The following is a 20,911-nucleotide window of genomic DNA, read 5'->3' on the forward strand; positions in this document are numbered from 1 at the left end:
CCGGCTGCGCTTTGTTTTTCTAGCGATGCGGATCGTTCAAGGGTGGCTTGCCTTCACGCAGCTGCTTCAGGTCGTACTCCGACAGAGTTTCACCGCGCGAGCTGGCGTTAATGCGCGAATCGGCGAAAGCCAGCACGGTGGCGAACGCGCCGATGATGCTGACGAACAGCCACCAGCCCATGGCGCCACCGCCATGCCGGGTGAAACACAGGACGAGGGCGATCAGGGTGCCGGTCAGAAACAGCCAACGCATGGGTGCCTCGCGATACGGTTAGAGACGGAACGGAGCGGATCATAACTATCCCGGAGGCTCCGGATTGCCGGGTTCTGCACAAACCTCATACGACGTGGCGGCGTAAGATTCCGCGACCGGATAAGGGGCATCGCCGATGCAGGAAACTTCCCGTTCGCCCGCTACATCCGCGCCGTCCGGTTGGTTATGGCGCGCAGCGCGCTGGTGTGTCGTCGCCTTCGCACTGCTGCTCGATCATCTCAAGCCGGTGCGGGTATCCCTGCTGATCATCGCCTTTGGCGCCATCGCAGCATTGGGGGTGGATCAGGTAGCGGAGCTGTTCCTTATCGCGGTCTGGACCGACCCCAGCACTGGCCGCTATCTGGGGCTGCTGGCGAGCAGTGCCATAGCCGGCATGGCGATCTGGTACGGAGCGCGCAACGCCTACCGGCTGATCTATCCGCGCTGGCCGGCCCTGCAGGATCCGCGCGGCGAAGGCTTGCGCAACTGGTTGCCGCGGCTGCTCGGCGCCGCGATTCCGCTGCTGGTGCTGCTGGGTTACGTGGTGTCGTTGACCACCGTGCCGCACGGGCCGTGTGGCGTCACGGCGGACTGTCAGCAACGCGTCTGGCGCGCGGCCGGACTGTTGATCGAATCTCTGCTGATGGTGGTGTTTCTCGCCACGCGCCGTCGTCTGTTGAATGCGTTGCCGCTGCGAGAGGGTGCCGGCCCCGTGTGCCTGCAACCTTCCAGCGAGCAACGCGTGGTGCGCGTCCGTGAGCTGGGCATTACCGCGCTGCGTTGGTATATCGCCGTGATCGCGCTGAACGTCGTCGCCACGATCTTGATCGCCTGGTGGCCCGAGGCGCTGGACGGCATCGGACCGCTGGCGATCCTGCTGATCGCGGCCGCCTTCCTTTGTTTCAGCGGTGGCCTGCTGTGTATGTTCGCCGACCGGCGTGGATGGCCACTGCTAAGTACGTTGTTGTTGGCGAGCGGTCTGTTTCACGTGCTGCATCTCAACGACAACCATCGCGTGCGGCAGTACCCAGTCATGAGCACGCACCAGACACCGGCTGCCGAACCGGTGGAGTCGCGGCCCAGCTTTGAGGCTTATGCGAACGCGTGGCTGGACGATCGTTGCACCGGGCGTTCGACTTGTCCGGTGATCATGGTCTCTGCGGAAGGCGGCGGTATTCGCGGTGCGGCATGGACAGCATTGGTGCTGGCGCGGTTGACCGAGCAGGTCAGGCTGGCCGGTTCAAACGAATCCGCCTTCGCGCATTACCTGTTCGCCGGCAGTGGCGTCTCCGGCGGCAGCCTTGGCCTGGCAACCTACGCTGTGTTGCTGCGTCAGCCGGGAGGATCGATGGAAGGTCGCACGGAACAGCTGCTGAGCCACGACTTCCTCGCGCCGACCCTCGCCAATATGTTCTTTGTGGACTTCACCCAACGCTGGCTGCCGGGTGCCTGGTTCGACGATCGCTCGCGCGCACTCACCCGCGCCTGGGAGCGTGCGGCGCGCCGCCAGGGCGCCCCCGCGCTGGCGCAGCCGTTTGCCGATCTCTATCGGCATGCGGATGGCAGCGTGGATACGTCGATACCTGCGCTGTTTCTCAATAGCACCAGCGTGGCCGAAGGGCGCCGCTTTATCCAGCATCCCTTCCGCCCCATGGCTTCGTTGCAGCAGCAGCCATGGACGGCCGCGTTCGATGGCTCTGCCTGGCTCGATCCGCGTGTGCCGCTGAGCGAGGCGGTGCTCAACAGTGCGCGCTTCACTTACATCAGTCCGGCCGGCACCCTGCAAAACACGCCGGCGCCCGGCGTCACGCCGCCCGTGCCCACGCAGCTGCAGCTGGTGGACGGCGGCTATTTCGAAAACTCAGGTACGACGACTTTGCTGGAAGTAATGACACGTCTTCGCGCTGTGGCGGATCAACGGCATCAGTCATTGCGCTTTATCGTGCTGCACATCAGCAACGATCCGGAGATGTCGGACTTCGTTGATCAACACGATCCCGCGCATCCGTTACCGCTGTACTCGGCGTCGTGCCAGAAACCGGATACATCGCATCCAAGCCTCAGTGGCGAAGCCGCTGCGCCAGTCAAGGCGCTGTTGGATACACGCAACGCGCGCGGCGAATATGCACGCGTGCAATTGCTGCGCACGCTGCATACCAGCGACAACGATCCCGCCAGCGGCGACATGCTGTGGCATTTCCGCCTGTGTCCTGGTGAGTATCCGATTCCGCTCGGCTGGACCATTTCACTACCTGTATTCACCGAACTGGGGCGGCAGTTGCAACAGAACTACCCGCTGGCTCGCATGACGCAGGCGCTGGACGAACAGTTGGGGGCGTCGCCGGCTCCCTAGTGTCGCGCCAACTGAGACATACCCGGCGCAGACTGTCGCCATGTCCGAATCCCCTTATCCCGTGCAGGCTTTCAAAGGCCGCGGCGCTGCCTCAAATCCGGAAGGCCGCTTCGAAACCATCCGCCATCACGCGGAAGACGACGGCTGGCAGCACGCCATGCTGGATGAGGAGCGACCCAGGCCGAAGACCGTTGTGACGGAGGAACACGCCCGCAGCGTGATCACGCGCAACGACTCGCCGGACATCGCCTTCGACCAGGCACTCAATCCGTATCGCGGATGTGAACACGGGTGCATTTATTGCTTCGCACGGCCATCGCATAGCTATCTCAACCTGTCGCCGGGTCTGGATTTCGAAACCAAGCTGCGTGCGAAAAGCAATCTCGCCGAAGTACTTCGCCACGAACTGTCCAAGCGCAACTACGTGCCAAAGCCGATCAATATCGGCAGCAACACCGATCCCTACCAGCCGATAGAAAAGCGCTTTCGCATCACGCGTGCCGCACTCGAAGTGCTGGCCGAATGCCACCATCCCTGCACCATCGTCACCAAGAACGCCATGGTCGAACGCGACATCGACCTGCTCGCGCCGATGGCGCGCGAAGGACTGGTGCAGGTGTTCGTCTCGGTCAATTCGCTAGACAACCACCTCGCAGCGAAACTGGAGCCGCGCGCCAGCGCACCGCACCGGCGCATCCAGGCCGTACGCACGTTGGCAGAAGCGGGCGTGCCGGTGGGCGTGCTGGTGGCGCCGATCATCCCCGCGCTCAACGATCGCGATATGGAAGCGGTGCTGGATCAGGCCGCCGAGGCGGGCGCGCGCTGTGCGGGTTACACCGTGCTGCGTCTTCCCTACGAGCTCAAGCAACTGTTCCGCGAATGGCTGGCGCTGCACGTACCGCAGCGCGCCGAGCATGTGATGAGCCTGGTGCAGCAAATGAATGGTGGTCGTGACTACGACAGTAACTTTGCTACCCGCATGCGCGGGCAGGGCGTGTTCGCGGAGTTGCTGCGCAAGCGCTTTGAAGTGGCGTGTCGCAAACATGGTTTCGGTAGAGCGCGTGAATTGAAACTGGATATCTCACGCTTTATGCCGCCGCGTGAAACCTCCCCGCAGGGACAACTGTTCTAGGCGAAAGCATTCGGATTAACGCGAAGCTGGGGTTTGCCCTAGGTGTACGTCGCGCGGGAGAGGGTTATGTTCGAAAGCCCATCCCCCACCATGAGGCACCCGATCATGGTCGCCCCGCTCAATGCTGTTTCCAGTCTCGCCTATCTCCGCCCGATCGACGACGGTGGCTCCTCCGACGTATCGACGACTGACGCGGCCATCGCAAAGTACACCACCGACGTGAACAATCACGAGAACCCGGCGGTGATCAATGCCGATCGCCAGGCCATCGAAACCGCCGTCAATGCCGAGATCGGCGATCAGATCGCAGGCTTGCCCATCCGCAACAAGACCGAGCGCGAGCCGACCATCCAACAGTTGGTCGACAGCTACGGCAAGTCGATTCTTGATCGCCATGACCGCGACCCGGCTATCACCAAGGAAGTAGTCGAAGGCGCTATCGGCGACTACAAGCAGCAGGCCACCACCTGGACGCCCGAGGACCGCGGCAAGATCGACGCCTACATCAAAGGCGCGATGGATCGCCATGGCGGCGATATCCAGAAAGCGTTCGAGGATCTTCGCGACCAGCGCTGGATGCCGTCGCATTTCTACGACTCGAATCTGGCGATCGCCGCGGACTACCTGCGTGCACGCTGGGAGACGCAGAAATACAACAACCAGGTTGCCGACATCGAAGTGGGTACGTATCTCGACAAGAAGAAAAAGAACGAGATTCCGCAAAACGGTCCCGGCCCGGTGTCGCAGTACTCATCGCTGCAAGAGGAGTACATGTACAAGGGCGTCGAGGACCAGTGGAATACGCTGCACTGGTGGGAGCAGATGTTCCTGAGCGACTCCTCGACCACGATCGGCGGGCTGGCCGCCGCGGCATTCGAGAACGATGTTTCCTAAGTGCGCTCAGCTCCGCCTGCTGCCGCATCCAGCGATAGCAGGCGGCTTGCTGCTAACGGCGTAGCAAGATCATGGCGCTGCCGGCAGGTATTTCTGGAACCAGTTCAACGCCCGCTGCAGCACATCCCGCTGGTGCGCCGGATCCACGAAACGATGCCCCTCATTGGGGTAGATCACCAGTGACGTAGGTACGTTCTGCGCGCGCAAGGCGTGCCAGAACTCCAGCGACTGCGCCGCCGGGCATTCCGCATCGCGGTCGCCCACCACGACCAGCGTCGGTGTCTTGACCTGCTTGATGGAGTTGATCGCCGAACTCTTGGCGTACACGGCCGGATCGTCGTAAACGGAAGCGCCGAAGTACGGCAGCATCCATTGGTCGATCAGATTCTGTCCGTAGTAACTCTGCCAGTTGCCGATGCCGGCGCCAGCCACCACCGCCTTGAAGCGCTGGGTCTGGGTCGGCGCGAACATGCTCATGAAGCCGCCGTAGCTCCAGCCGGTGAGGCCGAGACGCTTATCGTCCACCGGCAGTTTCTTTTCGATGGCATCGATGCCGGCGAGCGTGTCGTGCAGATCGCCGTAACCGAAGTCTTTGCGGTTGGCTTGCACGAAGGCTTCGCCTTGGCCGTAGCTGCCGCGCGGATTGGGCATGAACACGAAATAGCCGAGCGCCGCGAACGGCGCGCCGCCATACCCGACGCCGGGCCAGCGCGGAATCACCGCGCTCGCCGGACCGCCATGGACATTTACCACCATCGGGTAAGTCTTGGCCGGATCGTAGTTGGCCGGATAGATCAGCCAGCCCTGCACGTGCAGGCCCTGGTTCTCCCATTCCACCGATTCGGTCCTGCCCCAGGAAGGCTTGAGCGCGGCATTGAAATGCGTGACGGCTGGCGGCGGAGTGCTGCCCAGCGGGCCAGCATGCACTTCGGGCGCGGTGTCGAACGAACTCTGCACGAAGGCAATGCGCGAATGGTCGTCAGACACCGAGAGCGCCATCGCTTCCTCGCCTGCGCCGATGCTTGCCGGCACGGTGAACAAGGTACGGCTCGGCTTGGCCGCGTTGCCGCTGATGGCGTACTCCGCCACTTCGCTTTGGCCACCGCGGATCTGGCTGACCAGCAATTGCTGCGCACCGGTCCAGCTCAGCCACACCGGTGTGACGTGGGTGCCGGCCGTGAGGTTGACCGGCTCGCCGCCGCTGGTAGCGACGCTATAGATATCGCCACCCGTAGCGCCCTGATCGCTCATCAGGCCGCCGATGAAAGCGATCTGGCTGCCATCGGGCGACCAGCGCGGTAGCGCGATCTGCAGGCCGTGCAGGCTGCCCTTGGTGATGGCCGGATCGACTGCCACCGCAGCGTTGGCGCCGCTCTGCGCATCCTGGGTCAGCAGCTTGGCGATCCACCAGTTGTTGTCGCCCGGCGGCGGCGCAGCGACATACGCAATGCGCCGCGCATCTGGTGACCAGGCGAATTCATAGACATGGCGGCTGGTCGGCGTGAGCAGGCGCACCGCACCGCCAGCGGCATCGACGGCGGCGATGCGCTGCACTTCCATCCCATCCACACCGATTTCGCCGGCTGCCGGTTTGGCGGCCGCAAGTGCGCTGGATCGGCGGGTGGCGTTCTCTACGTACAGAAAGCCGAGCGTGCGGCCATCTGGCGACCAGTTCAGGTCTTGCGCCAGGCCTTGCAACGGCGCCAGTTTTTTGGGGGCTTCATTGCTGCGGGTATCAGCAACGAAGAGGTCCTTGCGCCGGCTCGCATTACCGCAGTCGGAAAGAAAAGCCAGGCGCTGCGAATCCGGCGCCCAGGCGATATCGCTGGAACTGCAGGTGCCGGGCGGGGCGCTTCCGATGCGACGCGCGTTGCTGCCGTCGCTCTTTGCCACTTCGATGCCCGGTTTATTGCCCGTGCTGATCACCCAGGCCAACTGCTGGCCGTCCGGCGAAAGCTGCGCCGCGCTGATCGAACGGGCCTTGGCCAGGTCGCCCAGCAGCGTGGCGATGCGGGGATCGGCGGGCGCCTTGTCGGCGAAGACGAGTGGCGCAAAGGCCGTCGCCAACAAGGGGAGCAGCCATCGGGTGGTTTTCAGCATGGGAGGTTTCCGGGACTTCGTCAGAACCCTCTCACGCTAACAGTCCGTCTGGGCCTCATCCATAGGCAGAGCCCTATTTCAGTGCGTAGCGACGGCGGCGGGTGGCGTTTTGCGAGCCGCTTCCAGTGCCTCCAGCTTGGCCTTGATCGCCGGCATCGCGGCCATCGCCGCGCGCTCGCCTTCCAGGATGGCCTGGTTCTTCTGCTCGAAATCGGTGGCGCCGATCTGGTTGACCTTGGGTCGGATCACCGCATCCGCTCTGGCCAATTCCTGCTCGCCGAGCTTCTGGCCCATGATGCTGATCGACTGGCCGACCACACCGAGCATGCCGTTGGGATTGCTGCCGCTGGCCTTGCTGGAGATATCCACCGCGATCACGAAGTCGGCACCCAGCTGGCGTGCCGCGTCCACCGGCACCGGGCTGACCACGCCGCCATCGACGTAATGCTTGCCGCTGATCTCCACCGGCTGAAACACGCCGGGGATGCTGCTGGAGGCGCGCACCGCCTGGCCGGTATTGCCGCGCACAAACACCGTGCGATGGCCGTCTTCCAATTGGGTGGAAACCGCGGCGAACGGCAGCTTGAGCTTTTCCATCGAGCGGTTGCCGACCAACTGGTTCACGTAGTCCTGCAACTTCTGTCCCTGCACCAGTCCGCCGGAGCCGGAGAACAGGCTGACATCGCGGATCTTGCTTTCGTCCAGCGCGAAGGCCTGCTCCTGCATCTGGAACGGATCCATGCCACTGGCGTACAGCGCACCGACCACGCTGCCGGCGCTGGTGCCGGCGACCACGTCGGGATGGATGCCGTTGGCCTCCAGCATCTTGATCACGCCGATATGCGCGAAACCTTTGGCGGCACCGCCACCTAGCGCCAGCCCGATGCGTGGTTTGGCTACCACCACCACCGGCACCGCCGGGGGCGGCGTGGGCTTGCTGCCGAAACAGGCGCTGAGCGCGAGGGCGGCAAGCAGGGGCAACAGTAGGCGGGTGGCGCGCATGGTGGCAGGCAACAATAGGTGGGGATGGCGGGCGAGTGTAAGGCCGAAACCGGGCGCCGCGCGGGGCGCCTGCGGCGTTCGCTGGGGCAATGGTCAGCTAGCGCCGTAGAGCTGCTCGGCGCGCTGGAACAGCACCCAGCTGGTGGCGATGTATTTGTCGCCGCCGCTCGGCCGGTTGCCGCGATGGGTGTGGGTGAAAGCGGCCGGCGCCAGCAGCAGGCTGCCGGCGCGTGGTGTCACCTTGCGGCCCTGATAGAGGAATTCGGTTTCGCCCTCGGCGAAGCCGTCGTTGAGGTAGATCGTCCACAGCAGATGCCGGTGCAGCGTTTGCGCAGTCGCATCGCGCGGGAACAGCTCGCAGTGCCAGTAGGGATAACCGCCGGCGCCGCCGCGATAGCGCTGCAGGTTGATCGAGCCGGGCACGAACACCTGTCGCGCCAGCTTGCCCAGCGCGGTGTCGTCCATGGCGGCGATGTCCTGCTCGGCCAATCGCCTCGGCTCGCCGGTAACGGGATCGGGCACCTGCAGCATCAGCGGTGCGATCAATGTGTACGGGTAGCGGCGCAGGTAAGTCACCAGGCCATTGAGCATCGCCAGATTCAGCGCGGTCTCGGCATCGCGCCATTCGAGCCGGCCGCTGATGGTGATGTCGCTGCTGTGCTTCAGCTCCGGATACACGCCGCCCCCGACTTGGCCGGGGGCGATGTGACTACTGTGCTCGAAGCGTTCGATCAGCGCCGCGCATTGCTCCGGCGACAGCGCCTGTTCGTAGACCTCGATGAAATCGTTGGCAGCCATGCCGCAGCAAACAGGGCTTCAGCCCTGCGCTCCGTCCGCTTCGACGTGATAATGCGTGGCTACCTCGATCTCTTTCTTCGAACCGAGGAACACCGGCACGCGCTGGTGCAGGCCAGTGGGCTGCAGCTCGAGAATGCGTTGGCGCCCGGTGGTGGCCGCGCCGCCGGCCTGCTCAATGATGAAAGCCATCGGGTTGGCTTCGTACATGATGCGCAGCTTGCCGCCCTTGTCTTTGATCTTGGCGTCCAGCGGGTAATAGAACACGCCGCCGCGGGTCACGATGCGATGCACGTCGGCGACCATTGAGGCCACCCAGCGCATGTTGAAATCCTTGCCGCGCGGGCCTTCCTTGCCGGCCAGCAGCTCGCCGATATAGCGCTGCATCGGCGCTTCCCAGTGGCGCTGGTTGGACATGTTGATGGCGAACTCGGCGGTCTCGTCCGGAATGCGGATGTCGCGACGGCTGAGGGTGAAGCTGCCCACTTCGCGATCCAGCGTGAACTCGTGCGTGCCGTGGCCAAAGGTCAGCACCAGCACCGTGGCCGGGCCGTAAACCACATAGCCGGCGGCCAGCTGAGTGGTGCCTGGCTGCAGGAAGTGCTCGGCCCTGGGTTCGACCACGCCGTCCGGGCAGCGCAGCACCGAGAAGATGGTGCCGACGGAGATGTTCACGTCGATGTTCGAGCTGCCGTCCAGCGGATCGAACATCAACAGGTGGTTGCCCTTGGGGTACATATCCGGGATCGGCTGCGGGTCTTCCATTTCCTCGGAAGCGCAGGCGGCGAGATGGCCGCCCCAGGCGTTGGCTTCGAGCAGGATCTCGTTGGAGATCACGTCCAGCTTCTTCTGCGCCTCGCCCTGGATGTTGCCGGTGCCGGCCTCGCCCAATACGCCGCCCAGCGCGCCCTTGTTGGTGGCGACGGCGATGCGTTTGCAGGCGCGCGCGACCACTTCGATCAGCAAGGAGAGTTCGGCGTTGATGCGGCCGGCGCGGCGTTCCTCGATCAGGAACTGGATCAGCGAGACGGGCTTCATGGTGGGTCCGTGGCGAATGGGAATGGGCATTGTCCGGGGTGGGGCTGAATGGCGCCAGCCGTAGCGCGCCTTTTTCGCCCTCTCCCCTGCGGGGAGAGGGTTGGGGTGAGGGGCGGGTGCTCGGCTCAACGCTTCCTATTTCGTCATTCCGGCGTAGGCCGGAGGAGCTCTTCAACAGCGAAGCTGGTCATCTAGTGCCTTATCGCCCGGTTGTCGCGACTGCGTGCCCTGGCTCGCCTGCCGCGGGCTTCCGAACCGCTGCCGCGGCTCGGGTCACTTTCTCTTTGCTGGCCCAAAGAGAAAGTAACCAAAGAGAAATGGCCTGAAGAGCAGGCGGTGTGCTTCGTAGCTACGCTTTTTCCAGTGTCAGGCGTCGGGATGATTTTCTTCTAGGCCTGATCGTGCGGCCCTCGCCGCCGCACAGGGGATGCGGTCACGGGCTTGCTTCGCGCCGCCCAATTTTCTCCTCCCTGCTGACATCACGTTGGCAGCAGGGGGTACCCAGACTGTGTTGGTGCGCTGGGCACCTGGAGGAATACGGACATGCTGAACCCGATTGTCACCAACTGGTTTGAGATTCCGGTCCATGAGATGGATCGCGCCATTCGCTTTTATGACGCCGCGCTGGGTACGGCGCTGAAGCGGGAGCCTTTTGGCGGGATGGAGCTGGCGGTGTTTCCGTATGACAGCAACCACCATGTCACGGGTGCGCTGATGAAGTTTGAGCATTGCGAGCCGTCGATCCACGGCAGCACGGTGTATCTGAGCGTGGCGGATGTGGGCGAGACGCTGGGCCGTGTTGAGCAGGCCGGCGGGGCGGTGATTGTGCCGCGCACGGTGTTGCCGGAAGGGCGCGGTGCGTTCGCGCAGTTCAAGGACAGTGAAGGCAACCGGGTGGGGCTGTGGTCCCGGCAGTGACCCGCCCACCCGGTTGGGGCGAGCGAGGCGGGCGCGGCGATGTCTGGTGGCGCCCCTGTCGTTCGTCGTTATGACGGGCACATGCCTGATCACACGTATCGATATAGGAGGGAAGCATCATGCGTGACACCGTGTATTTCCTGGTGTTCGACGGGTTTGCCGACTGGGAGGCCGCGCTGGCGCTGTGCGAGATCCGCCGCCCGGGCGACTGGCGGGTGGTAACCGTGGGGTTCTCGATGCAGCCGGTGGTGTCGATGGGCGGCCTGCGTGTGCTGCCGGAGCTGACGCTGGATCGCATCGACCTGGCCCGGGCGGCCTTGTTGATCATGCCGGGCGGGCATCTGTGGGAGCGGAACGAAGGCGATGAAGCCGTGGATGCCGCTCTGCGCGTGCATGCCGCCGGCGCACCGGTGGCCGCGATCAGCAGCGCTGTGTTGGCGCTGGCCCGTGCTGGCCTGCTGGAGCGCAGCCGGCATACCGGCAACCTCACCGGTTTCATCGGCAGCCGCGTGCCGGCTTATGCGGGCTCGGAGCAGTACGACCCGGATGTGCTGGCCGTGAGCGACGGCGGTGTGATTACCGCCAGCGGGTTGGGCAGTGTGGAATTCGCCCGCGAGGTGATCCGCACGCTGGATCTGTACAGTAGCAGCGACCGCGAGCATTGGTACCGCCTGTTCAAGCACGCCGTACCGCCGCCGTGGTTCGCCGGCGAGAGAGCAGTGGCCGCATGAGGGCCGGGTCATGAGCGATTTCCTGCAACGTGTTCTGCAAGGTTATCGGCCGCTGTACCTGCGCGGTTTGCTGTTGGATGGCCAACACCGCTTGCCGGTGTCGTCGCCACCTGCAACCAAGCCGCATGGCCGGCCCGCTTCCACCACCCGGCCGCCGCGGCTGCAAACGATCGCCACGGTCGCCATGACAGGCTTATGTGCCGGCGCGGCGATTGCCGCTGCCGGACGTCCCAACGGAGAGGCATCGTGATCAAGACCTATCACGGTAGCTGTCATTGCGGGCGCGTGCGTTACGAGGCGGACATCGATCTGTCCGCAGGCACCGGAAAATGCAACTGCTCCATCTGCTGGAAGCTGCGCGATTGGGGCGCGATGATCAAACCCGACGCGTTCCGCTTGCTGGCCGGCGAGAGTGAACTGGCTGACTACCAGTTCGGCACCAACAGCTGTCATCACTTGTTCTGTGCGCACTGCGGTGTACATCCGTTCAATCGGGGCTACATCGAGGAGATCGGTGGCGCGTACTACTCGGTCAACCTGGCCAGCCTGGATGACGTGGATCCCAGGGGGCTGATCGACGCGCCCGTACGTTACTTCGATGGTCGACGCGACAACTGGATGGAAACCCCCGACGAGATACGACATCTGTGAGGGCGGTACTGCGCAACGCGAACGAGGAGGAGGGTGTCATGAGCGAACCAAGAGTCACATTTTTCCACGCACCAAACAGCCGCTCCGGCGGCACCCTGGCCCTGCTCGAAGAGCTGGAAGCCGACTACGATATGCATGTGCTGAGCCTTGGTGCCAAGCAGCAGCGCCAGCCGGACTATCTGGCGGTGAACCCGATGGGCAAGGTGCCGGCCATCCTCCACGACGGAGCGCTGATCACCGAACAGCCGGCGGTGTATCTGTACCTCGCGGATCTGTTCACCAAGCATCAGCTGGCGCCGCCTATCGGCGATCCGCTGCGCGGTCCCTACCTGCGCTGGATGGTGTTCTACGGCTCCTGCTTCGAGCCGGCGCTGGTGGACCGGTCGATGAAACGCGAGCCCGCGGCACCGTCGACCTGCCCCTATGGTGATTTCGACACCATGTTCAAGACGCTTACCGAACAGCTGGAGCGCGGCCCATATTTGCTTGGCGAACGCTTCAGCGCCGTCGACGTGCTGTGGGGCAATGCGCTGAACTGGACCACGATGTTCAAGCTGGTGCCGGAAACGCCGGTGATCCGCGCCTACATCGACCGCGTTCTCTCGCGTCCCGCGATCAAGCGGTCGCACGAGAAGGATGCCGCGCTGGCGGCGGCTCAGGCGTCGCAGGCGGCCTGAGCCATGAGAGTCGCGCATCGTGACGTCCGACGCTGGCCGTCGCGCTGCGGCTCGGCGATCATGTGCGGATGCGCCGCGCCGATCGCCTGTTCCTCATCATCCACGCCTTGCGCGGGCGCCGCACTGCGCTGCCGGCGCGGAGTCTCGCCGATACTCTGGGCGTTTCGCTGCGCACGGTCTATCGCGATGTGGCCGACCTGCAATTGTCCGGCGTGCCGATCGAAGGCGAGGCCGGTGTGGGCTACGTGCTCCGCAAGGGTTCGGATATTCCGCCGCTGATGTTCACTGCCGACGAGCTCGAATCGCTGGTGGTAGGCACGCGCTTCGTGCGTGCGTTCGCGGGTGAGAAACTGGCCGGCAGTGCGCGCGCCGCGTTGTTGAAGATCGAGGCCGTGCTGCCGCCAGAACTGCGCGATCGCGCCGCACGCACGCGCATCTATGCACCGATCTGGCGTGATCCAACCAAGACCGCTTTCGCCGTACTGATCGACCGCCTCAATGCTGCGATCAGCGAGAACCAGGTGCTGCGCATCGACTATGCCGACGAAGCAGGCCGTCCCAGTACGCGCGAGGTCGAGCCGCTATGCCTGGCGTTCTGGGGCGGCGCCTGGACCCTGGGCAGCTGGTGCCGGCTGCGCGAGGGCTTCCGTAATTTCCGACCGGACCGCATCGCTGATTGTGCGATCACCGGCGAGCGTTTCAGCATGACAAAAGGGCGTGATCTGGACGCCTACATGGAAGCCATGAGCGGTTATTACGAAGGCATGGAATAGCTCAAGGCGATTGCCGCAGCGCTTTCAGGATGCGTTGGCCCGGCCGGCCATCATCGAGCAGGCCACGCTTGCGCTGCTCCTGCTGGATCGCTTCGCGTGACTTGTCGCCGATCATGCCGTCGACTTCGCCGATATCGTAGCCGTGCGCGATCAGCAGACGTTGCAGTTCGCGACGTTCGGTGCGCGAGGTGCCGGGATCGTCGGTAGGCCACGCAGCGACCATGCCGGGTTTGCCGCGCAGGCGGTCGGAGAGCAGTGCGATGGCCAGGGTGTAGTTGATGGAAGCGTTGTACGCGTAGATCGCATCGAAGTTGCGCAGGGTAAGGAAGGCCGGGCCCTGCGCGCCTGCTGGCAACACCAGCGCGGCAGGCGTATCGCCATCCGGTAGTGGTGAACCGTCGACCAGCCGTACGCCCTGTGCGCTCCAGTAGCTCATCGGCCGCTTGGCGTCGCGTCCGCTGACTTTGCTGTCGAACGGCGAGGGTAGCTTCACTTCATAGCCCCACGGCTGGCCGCTCTGCCAGTGCGACATCTGCAAATAGTGCGCGGTGGAACCGAGCGCATCGGGCACGCTGGCGATCAGATCGCGCCGGCCGTCGCCATCGAAATCGACTGCCACACGTTCGAACGTCGAGGGCATGAATTGCGTATGCCCGAACGCACCGGCCCATGAACCCTTGAACTCGTCGGCGGTAATGTCGCCGCTCTGCACGATGCGCAGCGCCGCGTAGAACTCGCCGCGGAAGTAATCCTGGCGTCGGCCCATGCACGAGAGCGTGGCAAGCGACTGCAGCAATGGGCGCTGGCCGAACTGCTGTCCGTAGTTGCTCTCCACACCCCACACCGCCACCACCGTGGCCGGATCCACGCCGTACTTCTGTTGCGCGCGATCGAGCACGGATGCCCATTGTTTCAACCGCGCCTTGCCGTCGTCGATGCGCTCCTGGTCAACGAGCGCAGAGAGGTAATCCCACACTGCCGTGGTGAACTCGGGCTGGTGATTGAGTGCGTCGATGACCGTCGTGTCAGCCACCAGGTCGCGCGTGTATTTGCGGAAGGTATCGCCGCTCACGCCGCGTTGTGCGGCCGTCGGCGCCAGGCTGGCAAGGCATTGCTGAAAGCTGTTCTGGTCCTGCGCCATGGCGGGACCTGCGAGCAGCGCGAGAACAAACAGTGCAGAGCGGCGTGTAGGCATAAGGGCGGCCAACAAACAGGGGGAGGGCCACAGGTTAACGCAGGGTGCGGAGACGTTGGCTGTACAACGACCCTGGAGACGCAAATAGTTGCGCATCCCCACCCCATCGCGATTGGGCTAACCTCGGCGCCACCGCTCGCCGAGGAAATGCCGATGTCCACATCGCACGTGCGCCATCCCTTGCTGTCGGTTGCGCCCGACAAACTGCGTCCTACCCAAATGACGGTCGGCAAGGCCGAAGTGGCCGACAAGCGCAACCTGTGGCGAAGCCTCGGCAAGAAGAAGCGCAAAGAGCTGATCGATGCGCACTGGTTTCCCGGCGTGATCGGACCCAAGGGCAAGGTCTATATCGTCGATCACCATCATCTCGGCCTTGCCCTGCTCGAAGAAGGGGTGAAGAGCGTGCCGGTGATGGTGCAGCGTGACTTCTCCTGGCTTGAACAGGATGTGTTCTGGCGCACCATGGAATTCAACCGCTGGGCGCATCCGTACGATGAGCAGGGCAACCGCACCGGCTACGACACCATTCCCGTCAGCCTGGCCAAGCTCGCCGACGATCCCTATCGCACGCTCGCGGCGCGCGTGCGGGTGTCGGGTGGCTACTCGAAGGACGCCACGCCCTATGCGGAATTCCTATGGGCGGATTTTTATCGCCAGCAGTTGAAGTTGCAGGTGGGCAAGGTGGGCGCCAAGACGCTGCAGCAAGCCCTGCTGCTCGCGCATAGTCACCAGGCAGGCTATCTGCCGGGCTGGACCGGCAGCATCGAATGAGCACGCCGGCAGGGGCCGTGCCAGGAAACACCGTAGGTACCGACATCCTGGCAGGCCTGTCCATCGCAGGGCTGTTGCTGCCCGAAGCGGTGGCGTACTCCGGCATCGCGGGCCTGCCGCCGCAGGCCGGTGTGATTGCGTTGTTTGCCGGTCTGGTTTGCTATGGCCTGCTGGGACGTAGCCGCTATGCCATCGTGTCGGCTACGTCCTCGTCGGCAGCTGTACTTGCGGCGGGAACATTGGCGATGGCCGGCAGCGACCAGATCTCGCGCGCGGCGATGGCCGCGACGCTGGTGCTGCTCACCGGCGGCTGTTTTCTGATCGCCAGCGTGGCGCGGCTGGGCGGACTCTCGCATTTGATCGCCCGTCCGGTTCTGCGCGGCTACACCTTCGGTCTCGCCTGCGTGATCGCGCTGAAGCAGCTGCCGCATCTGTTCGGCGTACCGACCTTGCATGGCGACTTCGTGCCTTTGCTGCTGGCGAATCTGCTGGGTGACCTTGGCAAGATGCAGCCGGCCACGCTGGCATGCGGTGCTATCGCGCTGGCTTTACTGTTTCTCGGCGAACGCCTGCGCCGCTTACCCGGCAGCTTGCTGGTGATCGTGCTCGGCGTGGCGGCATCGGGTTGGCTGGCACAGCACGGCGTGACGCTGACCGGCGAAATCCGCCTGGCGCCGCAATGGGCGTGGCCAGCGTGGCCGGAAAGCGGTCAATGGCTGCCCAGTGTGGAACTGGCCGCGGCGATGCTGCTGATTCTCTATGCGGAGTCGTACAGCGCAATCCGCAGCTTTGCGCTCAAGCATGGCGACGACGTGAATCCCAACCGCGATCTCGCGGTGCTCGGCGTGGCCAATGCAGTATCCGGCCTGCTGCACGGCATGCCGGTGGGTGCGGGGTATTCGGGCACCTCGGCGAATGAGGCGGCGGGTGCGCGTTCGCGTCTTTCGGGGCTGGTCGCCGGGGCTTGCGTGTTGTTGATGGTGTGTCTGCTACTGCGCTGGATCGAGCGCATTCCGGAGCCGGTGCTGGCCGCCATCGTGATCCACGCGGTGAGCAAATCGTTGCGGCTGACGGTGTTCACGCCGTATCTGCGCTGGCACCGCGACCGGCTGGTCGCACTGGCCGCTGTGGTTGCTGTGTTGTCGCTGGGCATCCTCAACGGATTGCTGGTGGCGATCGCCTTCAGCTTGATCATGCTGCTGCGTCAGCTCGCCACTGCCCGGCTCAGCGTGCTGGGGCAGCTGGCGGGCGGGCACGATTTTGTGGACATCGCGCAGCATGGCACCAGCGAGTTGCCGGGCCTGTTGATCGTGCGGCCGGAAGAGCCGCTGTTCTTTGCCAATGCGGAGGCGGTGTTGGTGCAGGTAAGGCGGCGGGTGCAGGAGCGTACCGGCTTGAAGCGGGTGGTGCTCAGTCTGGAGGAGTCGCCCGATCTCGATGGCACCACCCTCGAAGCGCTCGCCGATCTGGTGACGTGGCTCGATGCTCGTGGCATGGAGTTGCGCGTGGCACGATTGAAAGACATCGCGCGCGATGCGCTGTTGCGCATGGCACTGCCCCAGCTTCCGCCACAGGCGCTGGATTACTGGAGTGTGGAGGATGCCGTCACGGCTGCTCCACTCTCATCCAAGGCGAAGGAAACCCCTTAAGTGAACAACGCAACACGCTTGGGCTGGCTGGCACTGGCCGCCCTGATGTTGGCAACGCCGGCATGGGCACAGCAGAGCGCGGGTGCGCGCTTCAAGCAGATCTATGAAACAGAATGGGCATGGCGCAACGGGCAGGCCGGCATCAACACCTCCGGTGAAGCCCAGCCCAACAATGGACGGCTGGATACGGTGGACGCGGCCAACCAGCAACGTCGCCTGGATTATTGGCAGAAGGTGTTGGCGGATCTGAGTACCGTCGACGCCAAGCAGCTCTCCGCCGAGGACCAGGTCAACTACGCCGTCTATCGCGCGCAGATCCAGAACCTGCTCGCCGTGCAGCAGTACAAACAGTGGCAGATGCCGTTCAACAGCGACTCCGCATTCTGGAGCGACCTGGGTTATGTGCTGAACGCCGATGACTTGCGCACGCCGCAGGACTATCGCCGTTATCTGGATCGCCTCGGTCAGGTGCCGGCGTACTTCGACCAGCAGATCGACAACATGCGCGACGGTCTGGCGCGCGGTTTCACCGTGCCGCGCGCGGTGCTCGACGGCCGCGACGTTTCCATCGCGGCGGTAGCCGAGCTGAAAGACCCCACGCAAAGCAGCTTCTACAAGCCGTTCCAGCACATGCCGGTGAGCGTGCCCGCCGCGCAGGCGACTGCGATGCAGGACGAAGCGCGCAAGGTGATCGCCGAAAAGGTCATTCCCTCCTACGGCAAACTGCTGACCTTCTTCCGCAACGAATACCTGCCCAAGGCGCGCACTACGCTCGCCGCCGAAGTAATGCCTGACGGCAAGGCGTGGTATCGCCAGCAGATCGTCGAGTACACCACGCTTGATCTCGACCCCGACGCGATCCATCAGGTCGGCCTGGAGCAAGTGGCGAAGATCCACGCCGAGATGGTCAAGACCATGCAGGAGAGCGGCTTCAAGGGTAGCTTCGCCGAGTTCCTGCACTTCCTGCGCACCGACCCGCAGTTTCACGCCAAGACGCCCGACGAACTGCTGATGCGCAGCGCGTGGGTGGCCAAACAGGTGGATGGCCAGCTCGGCAAATTCTTCGATCACCTGCCGCGCCAGCGTTTCGCCATCGTGCCGGTGGCGCCGGATATCGCGCCGTACTACACCTCCGGCCGTGGCGGTGCGAGCGCTTATCTGGTCAACACCTACGACCTGCCGTCGCGCCCGCTCTACAACGTGGCCGCATTGACCTTGCATGAGTCCGCGCCGGGCCATTCGCTGCAACTCGCGCTGGCCGCGGAGCAGAAGGGTCAGCCGGCATTCCGCCGCGAAGGCTATATCTCCGCCTACGGCGAGGGCTGGGGCCTGTACTCCGAATACCTCGGCAACGAGATGGGCATCTACAAGACGCCCTATGATCGCTTCGGTTATCTCACCTATCAGATGTGGCGCGCGTGCCGCCTAGTGGTGGACACCGGCATCCATCATCTCGGCTGGACGCGCCAGCAAGCCATCGATTACCTCACCGACAACACCGCACTCTCCGCGCGCGAAATCGCCAACGAAGTCGATCGCTACATCAGCTGGCCCGGCCAGGCGCTGTCGTATGAACTGGGCTACCTGAAAATCCTGGAACTGCGCCGCAAAGTGGAGCAGGCGCTGGGACCGAAGTTCGACATCCGCCACTTCCACGACACCCTGCTGCAGATCGGCTCCGTGCCGCTGCCGGTGCTGGAGCAGCGCATCGACCGGTTTATCGCAGAGGGTGGCCCGGAGCCGGATTTCGGCTGTGACTGCGCCAAACCCCCGGCAACCAGGGCGCTGTAGGAGCCCACCTTGTGGGCGAAAGCCCTGCGCAGCAGGGCCATTTTGACCGGCTCTCCATAGGTCGTCGCGCTACGGGAAACCGGCAATCCTGCCGGTTTGTCGCGCACAGAGCCTGCCCGGACTCGATCCGGGGGTGAGCTCCTACAGGCCAAGTGGCATGAAGTTTATAAATGGAGTAAACTCCATCCCAACTTCACAGGGAGAGTTTCCACATGGCAGCTCATCTCCTTCCTGAAACCGTCCCCGCCGCCGATCTCGGTGGCCCGGCGCTGCGCGCATTCTTCAATCTGGCCGAGCGCTGGAGCCTGCGCATCGGCGACCAGCGCAAGCTGCTCGGCGATCCGCCGGAATCCACCTTCTACAAATGGAAGCGCCACCAGGCCGGCAGCCTGAGTCGCGATGTGCTGGAACGCATCAGCTATCTGCTGGGCATCTACAAGGATCTGCAGATCCTGTTCAACGACCCTGCCCAGGCGGATGCGTGGGTGCATAAAACGAACAAGGCGCCACTGTTCGGCGGGCAGTCGGCGATGCAGCGCATGTTGTCAGGCAACGTGGCCGACTTGTATGTGGTGCGGCAGTATCTCGACGCACAGCGCGGCTGGTGAGCCTGCCGAGCGCGTCGCAGTCGGCGATACGTCGTCGCCGCATACTGCGTTGAACCCGGCAGGTAGCCCGAGATCGCCCCGTCATGGTCGACATCCCCCCACTCAAACGCATTCGCTGGAGCCATGCATATCGCATCGTGCCCAGCCGCTTTCCGCCGGTGGGTGTGTATGACCGCATTGCCGATCCGGGCGATCTGGACGCGCTGTATGCCATCGAGGCGCTGACCAATCCGCGCATCCGCGACGAACTCGGTGTGCTGCCGCTGGTGCCGAAGGACCGGCGTGTGAGCGGCCCGGGCACTACGCCGATCATGGCGGCGTTTACCCACCTCAATCCCGAAGGCAGCCGCTTCTCCGACGGAAGCTGGGGCGTGTTCTACGCTGCGCGCACCGTGCGCACCGCCGTCGAAGAAACGGTGTATCACCGCGAGCGCTTTCTCGCGGCTACCGACGAACCGCCCTGCGATACAGAGATGCGCTGCTACCGCACCAGCATCCAGGCGAAGCTGCATGACCTGCGCGGCGGCTGGCCCGCGGAACACGATCCGGACAGTTACGGCGCCAGCGTGACCCTTGCGCGCAAACTGCGCGCCGATGCTTCGGATGGCATCGTGTACGAAAGTGCGCGGCACCGCGGCGGCGAATGCGTGGCGGTGTTCTATCCCGACCGCGTGGCGCCGTGCGTGCAGGCGCAGCACCTGCTGTACCGCTGGGATGGCAAGCGCATCGCGCAGGTACTCGAAGTGAGCGAACTCAAGCGCAGCTGATCGCGGTAGGAGCGCACCGTGTGCGCGACATACCTGCGAAGCAGCGATGCAGCCGGTCACGCACGGGGCGGGCTCCTACAAAAAAGCAGGCTCCGGGGTGTGGAGCCTGCCAAGACCTTCCCTACATGAAAGGCGGAAACTCAGAAGCGATAGCCGAAGCTCACGCCGTAGGCCAGCGGGTTGATGGTGGTGTGACCGACCCTGGTGCCGTTGACGTGTACGTCGCTGCCGATATCCATCCAGCGCACATCCGCCGTAATCATCCAGCGCGGATTGATCTTCACGTCGACACCGGCATGCGCTGCCGCGCCCCAGCTGCTGTCGATGCTCACGCGCGTGCCTTGCAGCGGCCCTTTGCCGTCGATGTTGAAGAAGCGCGTGTAGTTCACGCCGAGGCCGACGAAGGGCGACGCCGTGCGGTCGGTCAGGAAGTGGTAGTTCACGCCGAGCACTGGCGGCAGCTGATGGGCAACGGCAACCTGAGTGCCATTGAGGCGCACGTTGTGGCGGAACGGTACGGCAACCAGCAGTTCCGCGCCCCAATTCGGCGTGATCAGGTACTCGAGGCTCGCGGTCGGCTTGAGGTCGCCGCTAACCTTGGCTTTCATGCCGGCGAGGGTGCCGTTGTTCGACTTGGGATCGACCGCGTGCGCGCCGAAGCGCACTACCCAGGCATCGTCATTGGCGTGTGCAGGCAGGGCCGCGACGCCGAGGCTGGCCGCGGCGAGCAGAGGCAAAAGGGATTTCATGGCGTGTCCTTGTGGTGTCCGTATCGAGGTAGCGCTTCCATGCTGGCCCAGCGCCGTGGCCGCG

The 20,911-nt window shown here is 64.1% G+C and carries 21 protein-coding genes; 14 read left to right on the top strand and 7 right to left on the bottom strand.

Annotated elements, in window-relative coordinates; genetic code table 11:
* Positions 1-19 precede the first annotated feature (19 nt).
* On the bottom strand, positions 20-253 hold the full coding sequence (locus BM338_RS06310; RefSeq protein ID WP_090449934.1) for a hypothetical protein: 234 nt from the start codon (positions 251-253) through the stop codon (positions 20-22).
* A gap of 136 nt (positions 254-389) precedes the next feature.
* Here BM338_RS06310 and BM338_RS06315 point away from each other — a divergent pair, with 136 nt between their 5' ends.
* The 3 genes from BM338_RS06315 to BM338_RS06325 all read left to right on the top strand — a co-directional run bounded on the left by BM338_RS06315 (position 390) and on the right by BM338_RS06325 (position 4,632).
* Positions 390-2,606, top strand: coding sequence for a hypothetical protein (locus tag BM338_RS06315; protein WP_090449935.1), 2,217 nt, complete (start codon positions 390-392; stop codon positions 2,604-2,606).
* 40 nt (positions 2,607-2,646) lie between these two features.
* Positions 2,647-3,738: a PA0069 family radical SAM protein gene (locus tag BM338_RS06320; RefSeq protein WP_090449936.1), complete on the top strand. Its 1,092-nt coding sequence runs from the start codon at positions 2,647-2,649 to the stop codon at positions 3,736-3,738.
* Positions 3,739-3,843: 105 nt separating this feature from the next.
* Entirely contained in the window at positions 3,844-4,632 is a 789-nt protein-coding gene (locus BM338_RS06325) for a hypothetical protein (RefSeq protein ID WP_143109262.1), read from the top strand.
* 69 nt (positions 4,633-4,701) lie between these two features.
* Here BM338_RS06325 and BM338_RS06330 read toward each other — a convergent pair whose 3' ends face one another.
* The 4 genes from BM338_RS06330 to BM338_RS06345 form a co-directional block, all read right to left on the bottom strand.
* Positions 4,702-6,732: a S9 family peptidase gene (locus BM338_RS06330; RefSeq protein WP_090449938.1), complete on the bottom strand. Its 2,031-nt coding sequence runs from the start codon at positions 6,730-6,732 to the stop codon at positions 4,702-4,704.
* A gap of 78 nt (positions 6,733-6,810) precedes the next feature.
* Positions 6,811-7,734, bottom strand: a complete 924-nt coding sequence (locus BM338_RS06335) for a patatin-like phospholipase family protein (RefSeq protein WP_090449939.1) — start codon at positions 7,732-7,734, stop codon at positions 6,811-6,813.
* 93 nt (positions 7,735-7,827) lie between these two features.
* A complete protein-coding gene (locus BM338_RS06340; protein WP_090449940.1) occupies positions 7,828-8,532 on the bottom strand; it encodes a 2OG-Fe(II) oxygenase family protein in 705 nt (234 codons plus the stop codon).
* Positions 8,533-8,550: 18 nt separating this feature from the next.
* Complete coding sequence (locus BM338_RS06345) at positions 8,551-9,567, bottom strand: class 1 fructose-bisphosphatase (protein ID WP_090449941.1); 1,017 nt, start codon at positions 9,565-9,567, stop codon at positions 8,551-8,553.
* Between the two features lie 543 nt (positions 9,568-10,110).
* Here BM338_RS06345 and BM338_RS06350 point away from each other — a divergent pair.
* The 6 genes from BM338_RS06350 to BM338_RS06375 all read left to right on the top strand — a co-directional run bounded on the left by BM338_RS06350 (position 10,111) and on the right by BM338_RS06375 (position 13,317).
* Positions 10,111-10,485 (top strand): VOC family protein, encoded by a 375-nt coding sequence (locus tag BM338_RS06350; protein ID WP_090449942.1) that lies wholly within the window; start codon positions 10,111-10,113, stop codon positions 10,483-10,485.
* 119 nt (positions 10,486-10,604) lie between these two features.
* On the top strand, positions 10,605-11,216 hold the full coding sequence (locus BM338_RS06355; RefSeq protein WP_090449943.1) for a DJ-1/PfpI family protein: 612 nt from the start codon (positions 10,605-10,607) through the stop codon (positions 11,214-11,216).
* 10 nt (positions 11,217-11,226) lie between these two features.
* Positions 11,227-11,466, top strand: a complete 240-nt coding sequence (locus BM338_RS06360) for a hypothetical protein (protein WP_090449944.1) — start codon at positions 11,227-11,229, stop codon at positions 11,464-11,466.
* Positions 11,463-11,867 (top strand): GFA family protein, encoded by a 405-nt coding sequence (locus BM338_RS06365; RefSeq protein ID WP_090449945.1) that lies wholly within the window; start codon positions 11,463-11,465, stop codon positions 11,865-11,867. The genes BM338_RS06360 and BM338_RS06365 overlap by 4 nt, the downstream gene beginning before the upstream one ends.
* A 38-nt stretch (positions 11,868-11,905) precedes the next feature.
* On the top strand, positions 11,906-12,544 hold the full coding sequence (locus BM338_RS06370; RefSeq protein WP_090449946.1) for a glutathione S-transferase family protein: 639 nt from the start codon (positions 11,906-11,908) through the stop codon (positions 12,542-12,544).
* Between the two features lie 68 nt (positions 12,545-12,612).
* Entirely contained in the window at positions 12,613-13,317 is a 705-nt protein-coding gene (locus BM338_RS06375; RefSeq protein ID WP_090449947.1) for a helix-turn-helix transcriptional regulator, read from the top strand.
* 1 nt (position 13,318) lies between these two features.
* On the opposite strand, the gene BM338_RS06380 is transcribed toward BM338_RS06375, so the two are convergent.
* Positions 13,319-14,512, bottom strand: coding sequence for a lytic murein transglycosylase (locus BM338_RS06380; protein WP_090449948.1), 1,194 nt, complete (start codon positions 14,510-14,512; stop codon positions 13,319-13,321).
* Between the two features lie 153 nt (positions 14,513-14,665).
* Here BM338_RS06380 and BM338_RS06385 point away from each other — a divergent pair, with 153 nt between their 5' ends.
* The 5 genes from BM338_RS06385 to BM338_RS06405 all read left to right on the top strand — a co-directional run bounded on the left by BM338_RS06385 (position 14,666) and on the right by BM338_RS06405 (position 20,098).
* Positions 14,666-15,283, top strand: a complete 618-nt coding sequence (locus BM338_RS06385) for a ParB-like protein (protein ID WP_090449949.1) — start codon at positions 14,666-14,668, stop codon at positions 15,281-15,283.
* The gene (locus tag BM338_RS06390; protein ID WP_090449950.1) at positions 15,280-16,932 is read left to right on the top strand and encodes a SulP family inorganic anion transporter; all 1,653 of its coding nucleotides are present in this window, start codon (positions 15,280-15,282) and stop codon (positions 16,930-16,932) included. Before BM338_RS06385 ends, BM338_RS06390 begins: the two co-directional genes overlap by 4 nt.
* 45 nt (positions 16,933-16,977) lie before the next feature.
* Positions 16,978-18,723, top strand: coding sequence for a DUF885 domain-containing protein (locus BM338_RS06395; RefSeq protein ID WP_090450142.1), 1,746 nt, complete (start codon positions 16,978-16,980; stop codon positions 18,721-18,723).
* Between the two features lie 212 nt (positions 18,724-18,935).
* Positions 18,936-19,331 (top strand): MbcA/ParS/Xre antitoxin family protein, encoded by a 396-nt coding sequence (locus BM338_RS06400; protein ID WP_090449951.1) that lies wholly within the window; start codon positions 18,936-18,938, stop codon positions 19,329-19,331.
* 83 nt (positions 19,332-19,414) lie between these two features.
* Positions 19,415-20,098, top strand: a complete 684-nt coding sequence (locus tag BM338_RS06405; protein WP_090449952.1) for an RES family NAD+ phosphorylase — start codon at positions 19,415-19,417, stop codon at positions 20,096-20,098.
* A gap of 140 nt (positions 20,099-20,238) precedes the next feature.
* Here BM338_RS06405 and BM338_RS06410 read toward each other — a convergent pair whose 3' ends face one another.
* Positions 20,239-20,847, bottom strand: a complete 609-nt coding sequence (locus BM338_RS06410) for an OmpW/AlkL family protein (RefSeq protein WP_090449953.1) — start codon at positions 20,845-20,847, stop codon at positions 20,239-20,241.
* Between the last annotated feature and the right edge of the window lie 64 nt (positions 20,848-20,911).

The sequence above is a fragment of the Dyella sp. OK004 genome (genome assembly GCF_900114495.1).
Classification (GTDB): Bacteria; Pseudomonadota; Gammaproteobacteria; order Xanthomonadales; family Rhodanobacteraceae; genus Dyella_D.